Annotated in this window: 15 protein-coding genes; 3 read left to right on the forward strand and 12 right to left on the reverse strand. The window is 72.4% G+C overall.

Going from position 1 to position 13,188, the window contains the following annotated elements:
- Window positions 1–122 precede the first annotated feature (122 nt).
- From fabF to AC07DW_RS28230, 5 genes are all read right to left on the reverse strand, one after another.
- Complete coding sequence (gene fabF, locus AC07DW_RS28210; RefSeq protein ID WP_478860493.1) at window positions 123–1,385, reverse strand: beta-ketoacyl-ACP synthase II; 1,263 nt, start codon at window positions 1,383–1,385, stop codon at window positions 123–125.
- 67 nt (window positions 1,386–1,452) lie between these two features.
- Window positions 1,453–1,701: an acyl carrier protein gene (locus AC07DW_RS28215; protein ID WP_064071140.1), complete on the reverse strand. Its 249-nt coding sequence runs from the start codon at window positions 1,699–1,701 to the stop codon at window positions 1,453–1,455.
- Window positions 1,702–1,783: 82 nt separating this feature from the next.
- On the reverse strand, window positions 1,784–2,785 hold the full coding sequence (locus AC07DW_RS28220) for a beta-ketoacyl-ACP synthase 3 (RefSeq protein WP_478860494.1): 1,002 nt from the start codon (window positions 2,783–2,785) through the stop codon (window positions 1,784–1,786).
- A gap of 16 nt (window positions 2,786–2,801) precedes the next feature.
- Entirely contained in the window at window positions 2,802–3,725 is a 924-nt protein-coding gene (locus tag AC07DW_RS28225) for an ACP S-malonyltransferase (RefSeq protein WP_478860495.1), read from the reverse strand.
- 89 nt (window positions 3,726–3,814) lie between these two features.
- On the reverse strand, window positions 3,815–4,999 hold the full coding sequence (locus AC07DW_RS28230) for a PucR family transcriptional regulator (RefSeq protein ID WP_478860496.1): 1,185 nt from the start codon (window positions 4,997–4,999) through the stop codon (window positions 3,815–3,817).
- A 117-nt stretch (window positions 5,000–5,116) separates the two neighbouring features.
- On the opposite strand from AC07DW_RS28230, the gene AC07DW_RS28235 reads away from it, so the two are divergent.
- Complete coding sequence (locus AC07DW_RS28235; RefSeq protein ID WP_478860504.1) at window positions 5,117–5,776, forward strand: pirin family protein; 660 nt, start codon at window positions 5,117–5,119, stop codon at window positions 5,774–5,776.
- Between the two features lie 72 nt (window positions 5,777–5,848).
- On the opposite strand, the gene AC07DW_RS28240 is transcribed toward AC07DW_RS28235, so the two are convergent.
- The 6 genes from AC07DW_RS28240 to AC07DW_RS28265 all read right to left on the reverse strand — a co-directional run bounded on the left by AC07DW_RS28240 (window position 5,849) and on the right by AC07DW_RS28265 (window position 10,185).
- A complete protein-coding gene (locus AC07DW_RS28240) occupies window positions 5,849–6,220 on the reverse strand; it encodes a hypothetical protein (RefSeq protein ID WP_478860497.1) in 372 nt (123 codons plus the stop codon).
- 45 nt (window positions 6,221–6,265) lie between these two features.
- A complete protein-coding gene (locus AC07DW_RS28245; RefSeq protein ID WP_478860498.1) occupies window positions 6,266–6,571 on the reverse strand; it encodes an SCO5918 family protein in 306 nt (101 codons plus the stop codon).
- 34 nt (window positions 6,572–6,605) lie between these two features.
- A complete protein-coding gene (locus AC07DW_RS28250; RefSeq protein ID WP_478860505.1) occupies window positions 6,606–6,941 on the reverse strand; it encodes a CBS domain-containing protein in 336 nt (111 codons plus the stop codon).
- Between the two features lie 149 nt (window positions 6,942–7,090).
- Window positions 7,091–8,572, reverse strand: a complete 1,482-nt coding sequence (locus AC07DW_RS28255) for a DEAD/DEAH box helicase (protein ID WP_478860499.1) — start codon at window positions 8,570–8,572, stop codon at window positions 7,091–7,093.
- 274 nt (window positions 8,573–8,846) lie between these two features.
- Window positions 8,847–9,050 carry a cold-shock protein gene (locus tag AC07DW_RS28260; protein WP_033176054.1) on the reverse strand — a complete coding sequence of 68 codons (204 nt, stop codon included), beginning with the start codon at window positions 9,048–9,050 and terminating at the stop codon, window positions 8,847–8,849.
- A 313-nt stretch (window positions 9,051–9,363) separates the two neighbouring features.
- Window positions 9,364–10,185, reverse strand: coding sequence for a serine hydrolase domain-containing protein (locus AC07DW_RS28265; protein ID WP_478860500.1), 822 nt, complete (start codon window positions 10,183–10,185; stop codon window positions 9,364–9,366).
- Window positions 10,186–10,274: 89 nt separating this feature from the next.
- Here AC07DW_RS28265 and AC07DW_RS28270 point away from each other — a divergent pair, with 89 nt between their 5' ends.
- Both AC07DW_RS28270 and AC07DW_RS28275 read left to right on the forward strand, forming a co-directional pair.
- Window positions 10,275–10,742 (forward strand): MerR family transcriptional regulator, encoded by a 468-nt coding sequence (locus AC07DW_RS28270; RefSeq protein ID WP_478860501.1) that lies wholly within the window; start codon window positions 10,275–10,277, stop codon window positions 10,740–10,742.
- Window positions 10,739–11,755 carry an aldo/keto reductase gene (locus tag AC07DW_RS28275; RefSeq protein ID WP_478860502.1) on the forward strand — a complete coding sequence of 339 codons (1,017 nt, stop codon included), beginning with the start codon at window positions 10,739–10,741 and terminating at the stop codon, window positions 11,753–11,755. The genes AC07DW_RS28270 and AC07DW_RS28275 overlap by 4 nt, the downstream gene beginning before the upstream one ends.
- Before the next feature lie 94 nt (window positions 11,756–11,849).
- Here the strand turns inward: AC07DW_RS28275 and AC07DW_RS28280 are convergent, their stop codons facing one another.
- A complete protein-coding gene (locus AC07DW_RS28280) occupies window positions 11,850–13,097 on the reverse strand; it encodes an acyltransferase family protein (RefSeq protein ID WP_478860503.1) in 1,248 nt (415 codons plus the stop codon).
- Between the last annotated feature and the right edge of the window lie 91 nt (window positions 13,098–13,188).

The following is a 13,188-nucleotide window of genomic DNA, read 5'->3' on the forward strand; positions in this document are numbered from 1 at the left end:
TCCCTCCCCCCCCCCCCTCCTTCCCCCCCCCCCCCCCCCCCCTTCCCCCCCCCCCCCCCCCCCCCCCCCCCCCCCCCCCCCCCCCCCCCCACTGCCGTGTCCTGCGGTCGCCGACCGCGAGGTCAGACCGTCCGGAACGCCAGGACCACGTTGTGGCCGCCGAACCCGAACGAGTTGTTGATCGCGGCGATCGTGCCCTCCGGCAGCGGGCGCGGCGTGTCGCGCACGACGTCCGCGTCGACCTCCTCGTCGAGGTCGACGACGTTGATGGTCGGCGGGGCCGTGCGGTGGTGCAGGGCCAGGACCGTGGCGACGGTCTCGATGCCGCCCGCGCCGCCCAGGAGGTGGCCGGTCATCGACTTGGTGGCCGACACCGCGACGTGGTCCAGGTCCTCACCCAGCACCTTGCGCAGCGCCTTGACCTCCGCGACGTCACCCTGCGGGGTCGACGTGGCGTGGGCGTTGAGGTGCACGACCTCGGCCGGCTTCAGGTCGGTGTTGTCCAGCAGGTTCTGCAGGGCGGCGGCGATACCGCGCCCCGTCGGCTCCGGCTGGGCGATGTGGTGGCTGTCGGCCGACAGGCCCTGGCCGAGCGCCTCGCAGTAGACCTTCGCGCCGCGCGCGGCGGCGTGCTCGGCGGACTCCAGGACGACGACACCGGCGCCCTCGCCGAGGACGAAGCCGTCACGGCCCTTGTCGTACGGGCGCGAGGCCTTCTCGGGCTCGTCGTTGTTCTTCGACATCGCCATCATGTTGGCGAACGCGGCGACGGGCAGCGGGTGGATCGCCGCCTCGGTGCCGCCGGCGACGACCACGTCGGCGCGGCCGGTGCGGATCATCTCGATCGCGTAGCCGATCGCCTCGGCACCCGACGCGCAGGCCGAGACCGGGGTGTGGACGCCCGCCCGGGCGTTCACCTCCAGGCCGACGTTGGCGGAGGGGCTGTTGGGCATCAGCATCGGCACGGTGTGCGGGGAGACGCGGCGTACGCCCTTCTCCTTCAGCACGTCGTACTGGTCGAGCAGGGTCGTCACGCCGCCGATGCCGGAGGCGATGACGGAGCCGAGCCGGTCGGGCTCGACGGCGGTGTCCTCGCCCGCCGGGCCGGTGAAGCCCGCGTCCGCCCACGCCTCGCGGGCCGCGATCACGGCGAACTGCGCCGAGCGGTCCAGCTTGCGGGCCAGCGGGCGCGGCAGCACCTCTCCCGGGTCGACGGCCGCGGGGGCCGCGATCCGGACGGGCATGTCGGCGAAGCGGTCACCCTCGAGGGGCTTGACGCCGGAGCGTCCCGCGAGCAGACCTTCCCAGGTCGAGGCGGAGTCGCCACCCAGCGGTGTGGTTGCGCCGATACCGGTGACGACCACGGTGCGATTGGTCGAGTTCACAGGAATTCTTTCTCCACGTGTATGAGGTATGCGGGGAACGCGGCGCCACCGCCGGGTGGCGGTCCGATCAGTTCTGGTGCTTCAGGATGTAGTCGGCGGCGTCGCCGACCGTCTTGAGGTTCTTGACGTCCTCGTCGGGGATCTTGACGTCGAAGCGCTCTTCGGCGGCGACGACGACCTCGACCATGGAGAGCGAGTCGACGTCCAGGTCGTCGGTGAAGGACTTGTCCAGCTGGACGTCCTCGACCGGGATGCCGGCGATCTCGTTCACGATGTCGGCGAGACCGGCGACGATCTCTTCCTGAGTGGCGGCCATGTGGCGCTCCTTCGGTGTGTGTCTCAGAGGTGTTTCTCAGAGGGTTTTGAGGCTGATCGTCCGGAGAAACCCCGAACGGTGCCTAGGGGAGGGTAACGACCGTCGCGGCGTAGACGAGACCCGCCCCGAAGCCGATGACGAGCGCGGTGTCACCGCTCTTCGCCTGACCGGTCGCCAGGAGCCGCTCCATCGCGAGCGGAATCGAGGCGGCCGAGGTGTTGCCGGTCGTCTCGACGTCGCGGGCGACCGTGACGTGCTCCGGCAGCTTCAGAGTCTTCACCATCGAGTCGATGATCCGCATGTTGGCCTGGTGCGGGATGAAGACGTCCAGGTCGGCCGCCGAGATGCCGGCCGCGTCCAGGGCCTGCTGGGCGACCTTCGCCATCTCGAAGACGGCCCAGCGGAACACCGCCTGGCCCTCCTGCGTGATGGCGGGGAACTTGTCGACCGTGCCGTCGCGGTAGTCGGTCCACGGGACGGTCTGCTTGATCGTCTCGGACTTGTCGCCCTCGGAGCCCCACACCGTGGGGCCGATCGCCGGCTCCTCGGCGGGGCCGACGACGACGGCGCCGGCGCCGTCACCGAACAGGAAGGCCGTCGCGCGGTCCTCCAGGTCGGTCAGGTCGCTCAGCCGCTCCACGCCGATCACGAGGACGTACTCCGCGGAACCCTCCACCACCATGCCCTTGGCGAGGGTCAGGCCGTAGCCGAAGCCGGCGCAGCCCGCCGAGATGTCGAAGGCGGCCGGCTTGTTCGCACCGATCTTGTCCGCGATCTCGGTCGCGACGGCGGGGGTCTGCTTGAAGTGCGAGACGGTGGAGACGATCACACCGCCGATCTGCTCGGCCGTGATCCCCGCTTCCGCGATGGCCTTGCCGGCCGCCTCGACCGACATCACCGTCACCGTCTCCTCGGGCGATGCCCAGTGGCGGGTGGCGATGCCGGAGCGCGAGCGGATCCACTCGTCGGACGAGTCGATCGTCTCGAGGATCACCTCGTTCGGCACGACACGGGTGGGCCGGTAGCCGCCGACACCCATGATGCGCGCGTACGGGGCGCCCTGGCTGGGCTTGATCTTCGCCATGCTCTACGGCTCCTTGTCAGACGGCGGGCGTCGTGTGCTCGGCGATGAGCGCACGGGCCGCGTCGAGGTCGTCCGGCGTCTTCAGGGCGACCGTCTTGACGCCCTTCAGGGCGCGCTTGGCGATACCGGTGAGGGTGCCGCCGGGGCACACCTCGATGAGGGCCGTCGCACCGAGCTGCTGGAACGTTTCCATGCACAGGTCCCAGCGGACGGGGTTGGCGACCTGGCCCACCAGGCGGGCGACGACCTCGGCGCCCGTGGCGACGGTCCGGCCGTCCTTGTTCGAGACGTACGTCACGGTGGGGTCGGCGACCGTCAGGCCCTCCGCCGCCTTCCGCAGCGTCCCGACGGCGGGCGCCATGTGGTGCGTGTGGAACGCGCCGGCGACCTTCAGCGCCACGACCCGGCGTACGCCCTCGGGCGGGTTCGCCTCCAGCGCGGCGAGCTGCTCCATGGTGCCGGCGGCGACGATCTGGCCGGCTCCGTTCACGTTCGCCGGGGTCAGCCCGAGGTTCTCCAGGTGCGGGACGGTGACCTCCGGCTCACCGCCCAGCAGCGCGGACATGCCGGTCTCGGTGACGGCGGCGGCCTCGGCCATCGCCAGGCCGCGGGTCCGTACGAAGCCGAGCGCGGACGTGTCGTCGAGGACCCCGGCGAACGCGGCCGCCGTGATCTCGCCGACGCTGTGGCCGGCGACGGCGCCCGGGGTCACGTCCCCGAGCGCGGCGGCCGACAGCAGGCCGGCCGCGACGAGCAGCGGCTGGGCCACCGACGTGTCGCGGATGGCGTCCGCGTCGGCCTTGGTGCCGTAGTGGACGAGGTCGAGCCCGATGGCGTCGGACCACGCGGCGACGCGGTCGGAGGCGCCGGGCAGGTCGAGCCAGGGAGTCAGGAAGCCGGGCGTCTGAGCGCCTTGGCCGGGAGCGACGAGTACGAGCACCCTCACACTCTCTCTTGTGGACGGCCCCCGGCGCCCGTGAGGACAGGGACGAAGAACCGTCAGGGGAATTGTGGACGTTCGACAAAAGTCTAGGACTGAGGATCTCCGTCGACCAGACGTCCCAGGATCAGCGCGATCCGCAGCGTGAACGCGGACCGCACATCGGACGGTGACCATCCGGTGACGTCGGTCACACGTCGGAGCCGGTAGCGCACGGTGTTGGGATGGACGAACAGCATCCTGGCCGCGCCCTCAAGACTGCTCGCCTGCTCCAGATAAACGCTCAAGGTTTCCAGGAGCGCCGAGCCCGCCTCCTCCAGCGGTCTGTAGATCTCCTCCACCAACTGCTCGCGCGCCGACGGGTCACCGGCCATCGCGCGCTCCGGCAGGAGATCGTCCGCCAGCACCGGCCGCGGCGCGTCCTGCCAGGCGGAACACGCCTTCAATCCCGCCGCCGCGGCCTGCGCGGACCGGGTGGCCGCCAGCAGGTCCGGCACGATCGGCCCGGCCACCACCGGCCCGGCGGCGTACGGGCCGATCAGCGCCTTGGCGACCTGGAGCGGGTTGTCGCTGCCGCCCGCGATGACGACCAGCCGGTCGCCGAGCACCCCGGTGAGCACCTGGAGCTTGGCGTGCCGGGCCGCCCGCCGGATCGCCTCCACGGTCAGCTCGCTGTCCCCGTCCGGCGCGGTGCCCAGGATCACGCACACGTGCTCCGGCGAGTTCCAGCCGAGTGCGGCGGCCCGCGAGACCGCGCCCTCGTCGGCCTCGCCCGACAGCACCGCGTTCACCACCAGGGACTCCAGCCGGGCGTCCCAGGCGCCGCGTGCCTCGGCGGCCTGCGCGTACACCTGGGCCGTCGCGAAGGCGATCTCCCGTGCGTACACCAGCAGCGCCTCGCGCAGCACCGACTCGTCGCCCGGAGCGGCGACCTCCTCGATCGCCGACTCCATCACCTCGATCGTCGTCCGCACCATCTCCACGGTCTGGCGCAGCGTGATGGCGCGGGTCAGCTCGCGCGGGGCGGTGCCGAACACGTCGGTCGAGATGGCCTGCGGGGTCTCCGGATGCCGGAACCACTCGGTGAACGCGGCGATACCGGCCTGGGCGACCAGACCGATCCACGACCGGTTCTCCGGGGGCATCGCCCGGTACCAGGGCAGCGTCTCGTCCATGCGGGCAATGGCGCTCGCCGCGAGCCGCCCGGATGACCGCTCCAGGCGCTTCAGGGTGGCGGCATGGGGATGGGTGTCGTTCGCTGCGGGTTCAGGCACGGGACAAGACTGCCTTATCCGGACGGGGCAGTGCGGCGCCGGGTCTACGGTGGTCCCGTGAGTTCATGGCATCCAGACGCCGCGGCCGCCGCCGCGCGGCCCGGCCCGGTCACACCCGTGTGGTCCGTGCGGCGGGCCGGTGAGCGCTACCGCGGTGGCGGGGCGACGACCGGCATAGAGACCCTGCACGCCTTCTCCTTCGGGCGCCACTACGACCCCGACAACCTCCGTTTCGGCGCCATGCTGGCCTGCAACGAGGAGCGGCTCGCGCCCGGCTGCGGGTTCGACGAGCACCCCCACAGCCACACCGAGATCGTCACGTGGGTCGTGGAGGGCGAACTCACCCACCGCGACTCGGCCGGGCACACCTCGCGCATCGGCCCGGGTGACGTACAACACCTCAGCGCGGCGGCCGGCGTCCGGCACGAGGAGCGCAACGACGGTGACGCGCCGCTGGTCTTCGTGCAGATGTGGCTCGCCCCGCGGGAGCCCGGCGGCGACCCGGCGTACGACGTCGTACGGGACATCGCCGACGCGACCCCGTACGTCCTGCCGGCCGCGGGCGCGACGCTCCACGTACGCCGTCCGCGGACTCCCGGCGAACGCACCGCCGTCCCGGACGCCGCCTTCGTGTACGTCCACGTCGTGCGCGGCACGGTGCGGCTCGGCGGCGACGACCTCGCCCCGGGGGACGCGGCCCGGATCACCGGCGCGAAGGGACTGGAACTGGAGGCACTCGGCCCGGCCGAGGTGCTGCTGTGGGAGATGACCGCCTGACCCCGCCCGGCGGCCGGGACCGGCGGGCAGCACGGCGCGCGGTGCGCCGGTGAGGGCGCACCGCGCGGGCGGTCAATGGTCGGAGTAGCTGAAGTCGCCCACCGTCCAGGCACTCACGTCCTTGATGGCGATGCGGTACATCCCGCCCGTCTCGGGGATGCCCACCTGGCCCTGGAGGATCCTGGCGACGTGGAAGTGCAGGTGAGTGGGCGTACCGGACGGGCGCGATCCGGTGCCTCCGGGTGGTGCGAAGGTGCCGGCGAACGGGCCGAGCCGGTCCGAGTCCCTCAGTACCTCGGCCACCCGCTGCCGCCACACCGTCTCTGGCGCCAGGCGGCCCGTGATGACGGCGCCGTGGACCACGACGGTGAGGGACATCTGAGTGGTTTGCTCCGACTCCACCGTGGCGGCGATGTCAACGAGCAGTTCATCAGGGTTCGACATGGGCGTTGATTCTAGAACCCGGGACACTCCCGCCGACGCCGGAGGTCACCGAAGCGCCCCGCCGCCGAGGAGCGCCGTCGCCGTCTCCAGCGGGGTGGCGGCGGTCGTGGGCTTGGCCACCGTGTCGTGGCAGGTGAAGCCGAGCCGGGTCAGCGCCCTGGTCACCTCTCCGGTGGAGAAGTCACGGCGGTCCTGCTTGGTGATCACTTCCCCCACCTGCTTGACGGGGTACGTACGGCGTCCGATGGTCACGGACGGCCCGGAGACGGGTTCGGGCTTGATGCCCTTCATCGACTCCCGGACGTCGCTCGAGAACAGGTCGAAGGGGAAGTGGGCGATGACGCAGCGCATGGTGCCTCGGCAGGGGTGAGGGGAGCCGGGGGGCTCAGGGGAAGAGGGACAGGATGCCCAAGGGGTAGCCGTGCTCGTCGACGACGGGGGAGACGTCCAGGGTCCGGCCCCGCATCGCCGCCTCCGCGTCGCCCAGGACCGCCGCGGAGCAGGTGAACGGCCCCCGGTCGAGGGGGATGTCACGCAGCCGGGTGCGGTCGACGTACCAGGAGCCGCCGCGGTGGGCGGCGAGCTGCGCCCGGGTCACCAGACCGGAGCAGCGGCCGGTCTCGTCCTGGATGAGCAGGTGCTCGACGCGGGCGCTGATGAGCACGGACATGGCCACGTCGACCGTCATGTGATCGTCGACCTGCGGTCCGAGCGCTTCCATGGCGTCACGGGCGGTCAGGCCCGTGCCATGGGTCGTCGCCGTGCCGCGGTGGCCTTCCGCCGACCGTGTCTGAACCAGCGTCAAGAACTTCTCCTTCGTCGGGCGTCAAGAACGTTCGATCAAGACCGCGTCCCGCGGGGGAGTGCGTCCTACGCGGCGGCGGCGCCGCGGCCCCAGCGGGACGGACGGCGGCGCCGTCCGCGGCTGGAGGTGCCGGGGCCCTTGGCCCGCTCGGAGGCGGGTGCCGTGATGACGACGGGCACACCGGACGGGGCCTTGGCGCCGGTGATGCGGTTCAGTTCCGCCTCGCCGGAGGAGACCCGGGTCACCCGGGCGGTGATGCCGGCGTCGACCATCAGGCGCTCCATGCCGCGTCGCTGGCCCGGCAGGACCAGGGTGACGACGGTGCCGGACTCGCCGGCGCGGGCGGTGCGGCCGCCGCGGTGCAGGTAGTCCTTGTGGTCCGTGGGCGGGTCGACGTTGACGACCAGGTCGAGGTCGTCGACGTGGATGCCGCGGGCGGCGACGTTGGTGGCCACCAGGACGTTGACGTGCCCGCTCTTGAACCGGTCGAGGGTGCGGGTGCGCTGCGGCTGGGACTTGCCGCCGTGCAGGGCGGAGGCGCGTACGCCGACGGCCAGGAGGTCCTTGGTCAGCCGGTCCACCGCGTGCTTGGTGTCCAGGAACATGATCACCCGCCCGTCGCGGGCGGCGATCTCCGTGGTGGTGGCGTGCTTGTCGGCGCCCTGCACGTGCAGCACGTGGTGCTCCATCGTCGTGACCGCGCCCGCGGAGGGATCGACGGAGTGGACGACCGGGTCGGTGAGGTACCGGCGGACCAGGAGGTCGACGTTGCGGTCCAGGGTCGCCGAGAAGAGCAGGCGCTGCCCGCCGGGCTGCACCTGGTCGAGCAGGTGGGTCACCTGCGGCATGAAGCCCATGTCGGTCATCTGGTCGGCCTCGTCCAGCACCGTGATGGCGACCTGGTCCAGCCGGCAGTCGCCGCGGTCGACGAGGTCCTTGAGCCGGCCGGGCGTCGCGACGACGACCTCGCTGCCGCCGCGCAGCGCGCCCGCCTGGCGGCCGATCGACATCCCGCCGACCACCGTGGTGAGCCGCAGGTGCAGCGAACGGGCGTAGGGGGTGAGCGCGTCGGTCACCTGCTGGGCCAGCTCCCGGGTGGGGACGAGCACCAGGGCCAGGGGCTGGCGCGGCTCGGCCCGCTTGCCGGCGGTACGGGTCAGCAGGGCGAGGCCGAACGCGAGCGTCTTGCCCGAGCCCGTACGGCCGCGGCCCAGGACGTCCCGGCCGGCCAGCGAGTTCGGCAGCGTCGCCGCCTGGATGGGGAACGGGACGCTCATGCCGGCCGAGCCGAGCGCCGCCAGCAGGGCCGGGGGCAGGCCGAGGTCGTCGAACCTCTCGACCGGCGGCAGGGCCGCGCTGCCGCCCACCGGCAGGGCGAACTCGCCCCGGAGCGGGGCGGGTCGGCGTCCGTAACCGCCACCCGGGCGTCCGGCGGACGCGGACCGGGCCGTCCCCTGCGGGCGGCCACGGCTGCCCCGGTTGGAGCCGGCGGCGGCGTTCGTACGGGAGCGGTAGGAGCTGTCGTTCGTGCGAGCGGTGCGGTTCATGCGGAACCTTCCTCGATGCGGCACGTATCGAGGAATTCCTCCCGGCGGCTGGGCCGCACGAGGAATCGCAAGAACGAACCGAGAAAATGGACGACACACGTGCGGGCGCCGAGGGCGTCACCGCTTCGTCCGGGGAAGCGCCGGGAATACGAGCCGGAAGAAGCGGCAATCAGTATTCGCGCGCGAGACCGTCGTGTCAGACGGGGAGAAAAAGCCGACGAGCCGGGACCCGCACCCATGGTGCGGGCCCCGGCACGCGTCGTACGCGTCAGCGTCAGGCGGGAACGATGTTCTCGGCCTGCGGGCCCTTCTGGCCCTGCGTGACGTCGAAGTTCACCTTCTGGCCTTCCTGAAGCTCGCGGAAGCCGGAAGCGGCGATGTTCGAGTAGTGGGCGAACACGTCAGCGCCGCCGCCGTCCTGCTCGATGAAGCCGAAGCCCTTTTCCGCGTTGAACCACTTCACGGTGCCAGATGCCATATTTGATCTCCCTTTGGGGCAGTGCCCGGAGTACGCACCTTGCGACCCCGGAGTCGCTGGGATGATTTCCCCTCCGGAAAACACCGGAAAATGAACGCAAAGTCATTGGGAACCACAACTGCAACTGAGAACACCGTAGCACGGTACGGGCCGGGCCGGGCGATGCGTTTTCGGTCCGGCGTGGCGGCCCGAAAAAATGTCACCCGCAATTTCCCGGAATTCTGTACCGGCGACAGCAGGTATGTGTTCCCCGCCCGGCCGGTCGGTGGTCCTCGCACGGGGCAGGGGCCGTGGAAGGGCCCCTGCCGACCGGTCAGCGGGGCGCCGCGAGGTCCGCCAGCACCGCGTCCGTGAACGGCGGCCACGCCTCGATCGCCCACGGCCCGAAGGCCCGGTCGGTCAGCGCCACGCACGCCGCCCCCGCGTCGGGGTCGATCCACAGGAACGTGCCCGACTGGCCGAAGTGGCCGAACGCGCGCGGGGAGGACGACGTCCCGGTCCAGTGCGGCGCCTTGCCGTCACGGATCTCGAAGCCGAGCCCCCAGTCGTTGGGCCGCTGGTGCCCGTACCCCGGCAGGATCCCGGTCAGCCCCGGGTGGACCACCGACATGGCCTCCAGCACCGTGCGCGGGTCCAGCAGCCGCGGCGCCTGCACCTCGGCGGCGAAGCGCACCAGGTCGTCGACCGTCGACACGCCGTCCTTCGCGGGCGAACCGTCCAGCGTCGTGTCCTTCATGCCCAGCGGCTCCAGCACCGCCTGGCGCAGGTACTCCGCGAAGGGGATGTCCGTCGCCTTCGCGACATGCTCGCCCAGCACCTCGAACCCGGCGTTGGAGTAGATTCGCCGCGTGCCCGGCGCCGCCATGACCCGGTGCTCGTCGAAGGCCAGCCCCGACGTGTGGGCGAGCAGGTGCCGTACCGTCGACCCCTCGGGCCCGGCCGGCTCGTCGAGCTCGACCGCCCCCTCCTCGTACGCCACGAGCACCGCGTACGCGGTGAGCGGCTTGGTCACCGACGCCAGCGGGAACCGCCGGTCCGTGGGGCCGTGCGCCCCTGCGACGGTGCCGTCCCCGCGCACCACGGCCGCCGCCGCGTTCTCCACCGGCCAGTTCTCGATCATCGCCACGCTTCGCATGCGCACGAGCGTATCCCCGGGCCCGTTCGCGCCCTTGCCGCGGGGACGGGCTTGCCTGGAGTGCACTCCAGGGTTTTAGCGTGGAGGCCATGACGGTGATCGAGAGCACTCCCGTACCGACCGAGCGCGCCGCCTTCTGCATTTCCGCCCCACCCCCGCACCCGCGCCCCGACGGACAGGACCGCTACACGATCAGCGAGGTCGCCGCCTGGACCGGCCTCAGCGCGCACACCCTGCGCTGGTACGAGCGGATCGGGCTGATGCCGCACGTCGACCGGTCCCACACGGGTCAGCGCCGCTTCACCAACCGGGACCTGGACTGGCTGAACTTCGTCGGCAAGCTGCGCCTCACCGGCATGCCGGTGGCCGACATGGTCCGCTACGCCGAGCTGGTGCGGGAGGGCGAGCACACCTTCGAGGAGCGGCAGGAGCTGCTGGAGTCCACGCGGCGGGACGTACGGTCCCGGATCGCGGAGCTCCAGGACACCCTCGCCGTACTCGACTACAAAATCGACTTCTATTCGGGTGCCCGGCGGGCCCCGGAGAGGACCACATGAGCACCGAGAAGATCATGACGGTACGGCTCGGCACGGAGGGGCCGCTGGTGGGCGTCCAGGGCTTCGGCGCCATGGGCATCAGCGAGTTCTACGGCGACACCGACGAGGCCGCCGCCCGCGACACGCTGGAGGCCGCGCTGGAGGCCGGCGTCACCCTGATCGACACCGCCGACATCTACGGGCGCGGCGCGAACGAGGAGTTCCTCGCGCCGTTCGTCGCCGCGCACCGGGACGAGATCACCCTGGCGACGAAGTTCGCCATCGAACGCACCGACGACCCCCACCACCGGGCCGTCCGCAACGACCCGGCGTACATCAGGTCCGCCGTGGAGGGCAGCCTCCGCCGCCTCGGCGTCGACGTCATCGACCTCTACTACATGCACCGCCGCGACCCGGCCGTGCCGCTCGCGGAGTCCGTCGGCGCCATGGCCGAGCTGGTCGAGCGCGGGCTGGTGAAGCACCTGGGGCTGAGCGAGGTGACCGGGGCCGAGCTGCGCGAGGCGCACGCCGTCCACCCGATCACCGCCCTCCAGTCCGAGTGGTCGCTGTTCTCCCGCGACGTGGAGCGCAGCGCGGTGGGCGCCGCGGCCGACCTGGGCGTGGCGTTCGTGCCCTACTCGCCGCTCGGCCGCGGGTTCCTCACCGGGGCGTTCACGGACGCGGCGGCGGAGCTGTCCGGCACCGACTTCCGCAAGGACCAGCCCCGCTTCACCGGCGACAACGCCCGCCGCAACGCCGCGCTGCTGGAGCCCGTCCGGGAGATCGCCGAGGCCCACGGGGTGACCGCCGCCCAGGTCGCGCTCGCCTGGGTGCAGCAGCGGGCCGAGGTGCACGGCCTGACCGTCGTGCCCATCCCCGGCACCCGCAGGCGCGCCCGCCTCCTGGAGAACGCCGCCGCCACCCGGATCACCCTCGGCCCGGACGAGCTGGCCCGGCTGGAGCCGATCGCCGCCCAGGTGGCCGGCGACCGGTACCCGGACATGTCGCTCACCTCCGCGGCCCGCGAGGCGTAGGCACCCGGCCCGCCCGTACGGGCACGCGCGCGGGACTTCGCGGGCACTCCCCAGGTGTGTCGACCCGCGTGAACGACCCCGCGGGTCGGCACACCTAGCCCAGGGCGTACACCGCGAAGCCCGCCGCCAGCAGCCCGGCGGCCCAGCGGCGGGCGGCGGTCGCGTGCGTCCACGGGGTCTCGAAGCCGCGCGCGTACCGCCCGATCAGCAGCAGGAGCCCCGCGAACAACGGCATCCACGCCAGCCGCGCCAGGATCCACCCCGGGCTGTCGGGCGTGGTCGTCAGCCCCGCGACCGGCCCGAGGAACGACGCGGGCACGGCGGCGGCCAGCATCGCCGTCTGGTGCCAGCACAGGATCGTCATCGCCGACAGGTTGATCACCACCACCGGTGCCCACAGCGCGGGGCGGCGCAGCAGCCTGCCCAGCCGGTCGCGCAGCAGGATCGCGGCGCCGCTCTGCGCGGCGGCGAGCGCCAGGACCAGCAGCGACGGCGGGTGGGAGTTGGCGCGGGCCTCCCCGGGGACGCCGACCATCGAGGCGGGGTAGTGGAAGGCGAGCAGCAGCGTGGCGAACAGGGCCGCGCCGCCGAGCAGCAGCGCCCACGCCTCCCGCCGGCCGATCCGCTTCTCGCCCCAGGAGACGCCCAGTTGGTAGGCGAAGAGCCAGCCGGGCAGGATGTTCAGCACGCTCAGCCAGGACGGCGCGGCGTCCGCGTACGGGCCGTAGCGCAGGAGGTCCACCACGGCGACCGACGCCAGGAGCGGGGCCGCCGCCCAGGCGCCGAGCCGGCGGGCGGCGCGGACGCAGTACGGGGTCAGGGCGGTGACGACCAGGTACACGCCGACGAACCACAGCGGCTGGACGACCAGCGTCGACCCGGTGCGCAGGGTGTCGTCCGGGACGCCCAGGGCGTACAGGACGGGGACCAGGACGGCCCAGACGGCGGTGACGCCGAGGACGGGACGGCCGAGCCGGGCGATCCGCCCCCTGAGCCACGCGCCGGTGGAGCCCGTGCGCCGGTCGTACGACAGGACGGCCGCGTACCCGCCCACCAGGAAGAAGATCCCGAGCATCTGCAGGACCCAGCTGACGGGCGCGAGGAACCCGAACGCACTGAGCGGGCTGGCATTGTGGATCGCCCCGCCGGCGTCGAGCGTGAAACCGCCGAGCAGCCAGTGGCCGGTGGGGACGGCGAGCAGCGCGAGGGCGCGCAGTCCGTCGACGGCGCGGTCGCGGTGGGCGGGAGTCCGGGCCTCGATCCTCCGCGCGAGGGCGCGGGCGGTTCCGAGGGCGCGGGCGGTTCCGAGGGCGCGGGCGGGGGCGAGGGCCTTGGCCTTCATCGGGAGTCCTTAAGAATGTTGGCGGTCCGGGAGGACCGGGTGTGGCTGATCGGGCGTTGCCCTCGATGGCTCCAGGAGAATGGCCGCCCGG

It is taken from the genome of Streptomyces sp. NPDC045701 (assembly GCF_056432045.1).

What these genes read in the sequence shown, in the direction of transcription:
- AC07DW_RS28215 (WP_064071140.1), bottom strand. Translation starts at nt 1,701, where the DNA reads ATGGCCGCCACTCAGGAAGAGATCGTCGCCGGTCTCGCCGACATCGTG.
- AC07DW_RS28220 (WP_478860494.1), bottom strand. Translation starts at nt 2,785, where the DNA reads ATGGCGAAGATCAAGCCCAGCCAGGGCGCCCCGTACGCGCGCATCATG.
- AC07DW_RS28240 (WP_478860497.1), bottom strand. Translation starts at nt 6,220, where the DNA reads ATGTCGAACCCTGATGAACTGCTCGTTGACATCGCCGCCACGGTGGAG.
- AC07DW_RS28245 (WP_478860498.1), bottom strand. Translation starts at nt 6,571, where the DNA reads ATGCGCTGCGTCATCGCCCACTTCCCCTTCGACCTGTTCTCGAGCGAC.
- AC07DW_RS28250 (WP_478860505.1), bottom strand. Translation starts at nt 6,941, where the DNA reads ATGGAAGCGCTCGGACCGCAGGTCGACGATCACATGACGGTCGACGTG.
- AC07DW_RS28255 (WP_478860499.1), bottom strand. Translation starts at nt 8,572, where the DNA reads ATGAACCGCACCGCTCGCACGAACGACAGCTCCTACCGCTCCCGTACG.
- AC07DW_RS28260 (WP_033176054.1), bottom strand. Translation starts at nt 9,050, where the DNA reads ATGGCATCTGGCACCGTGAAGTGGTTCAACGCGGAAAAGGGCTTCGGC.
- AC07DW_RS28265 (WP_478860500.1), bottom strand. Translation starts at nt 10,185, where the DNA reads ATGCGAAGCGTGGCGATGATCGAGAACTGGCCGGTGGAGAACGCGGCG.
- AC07DW_RS28270 (WP_478860501.1), top strand. Translation starts at nt 10,275, where the DNA reads ATGACGGTGATCGAGAGCACTCCCGTACCGACCGAGCGCGCCGCCTTC.
- AC07DW_RS28275 (WP_478860502.1), top strand. Translation starts at nt 10,739, where the DNA reads ATGAGCACCGAGAAGATCATGACGGTACGGCTCGGCACGGAGGGGCCG.
- AC07DW_RS28280 (WP_478860503.1), bottom strand. Translation starts at nt 13,097, where the DNA reads ATGAAGGCCAAGGCCCTCGCCCCCGCCCGCGCCCTCGGAACCGCCCGC.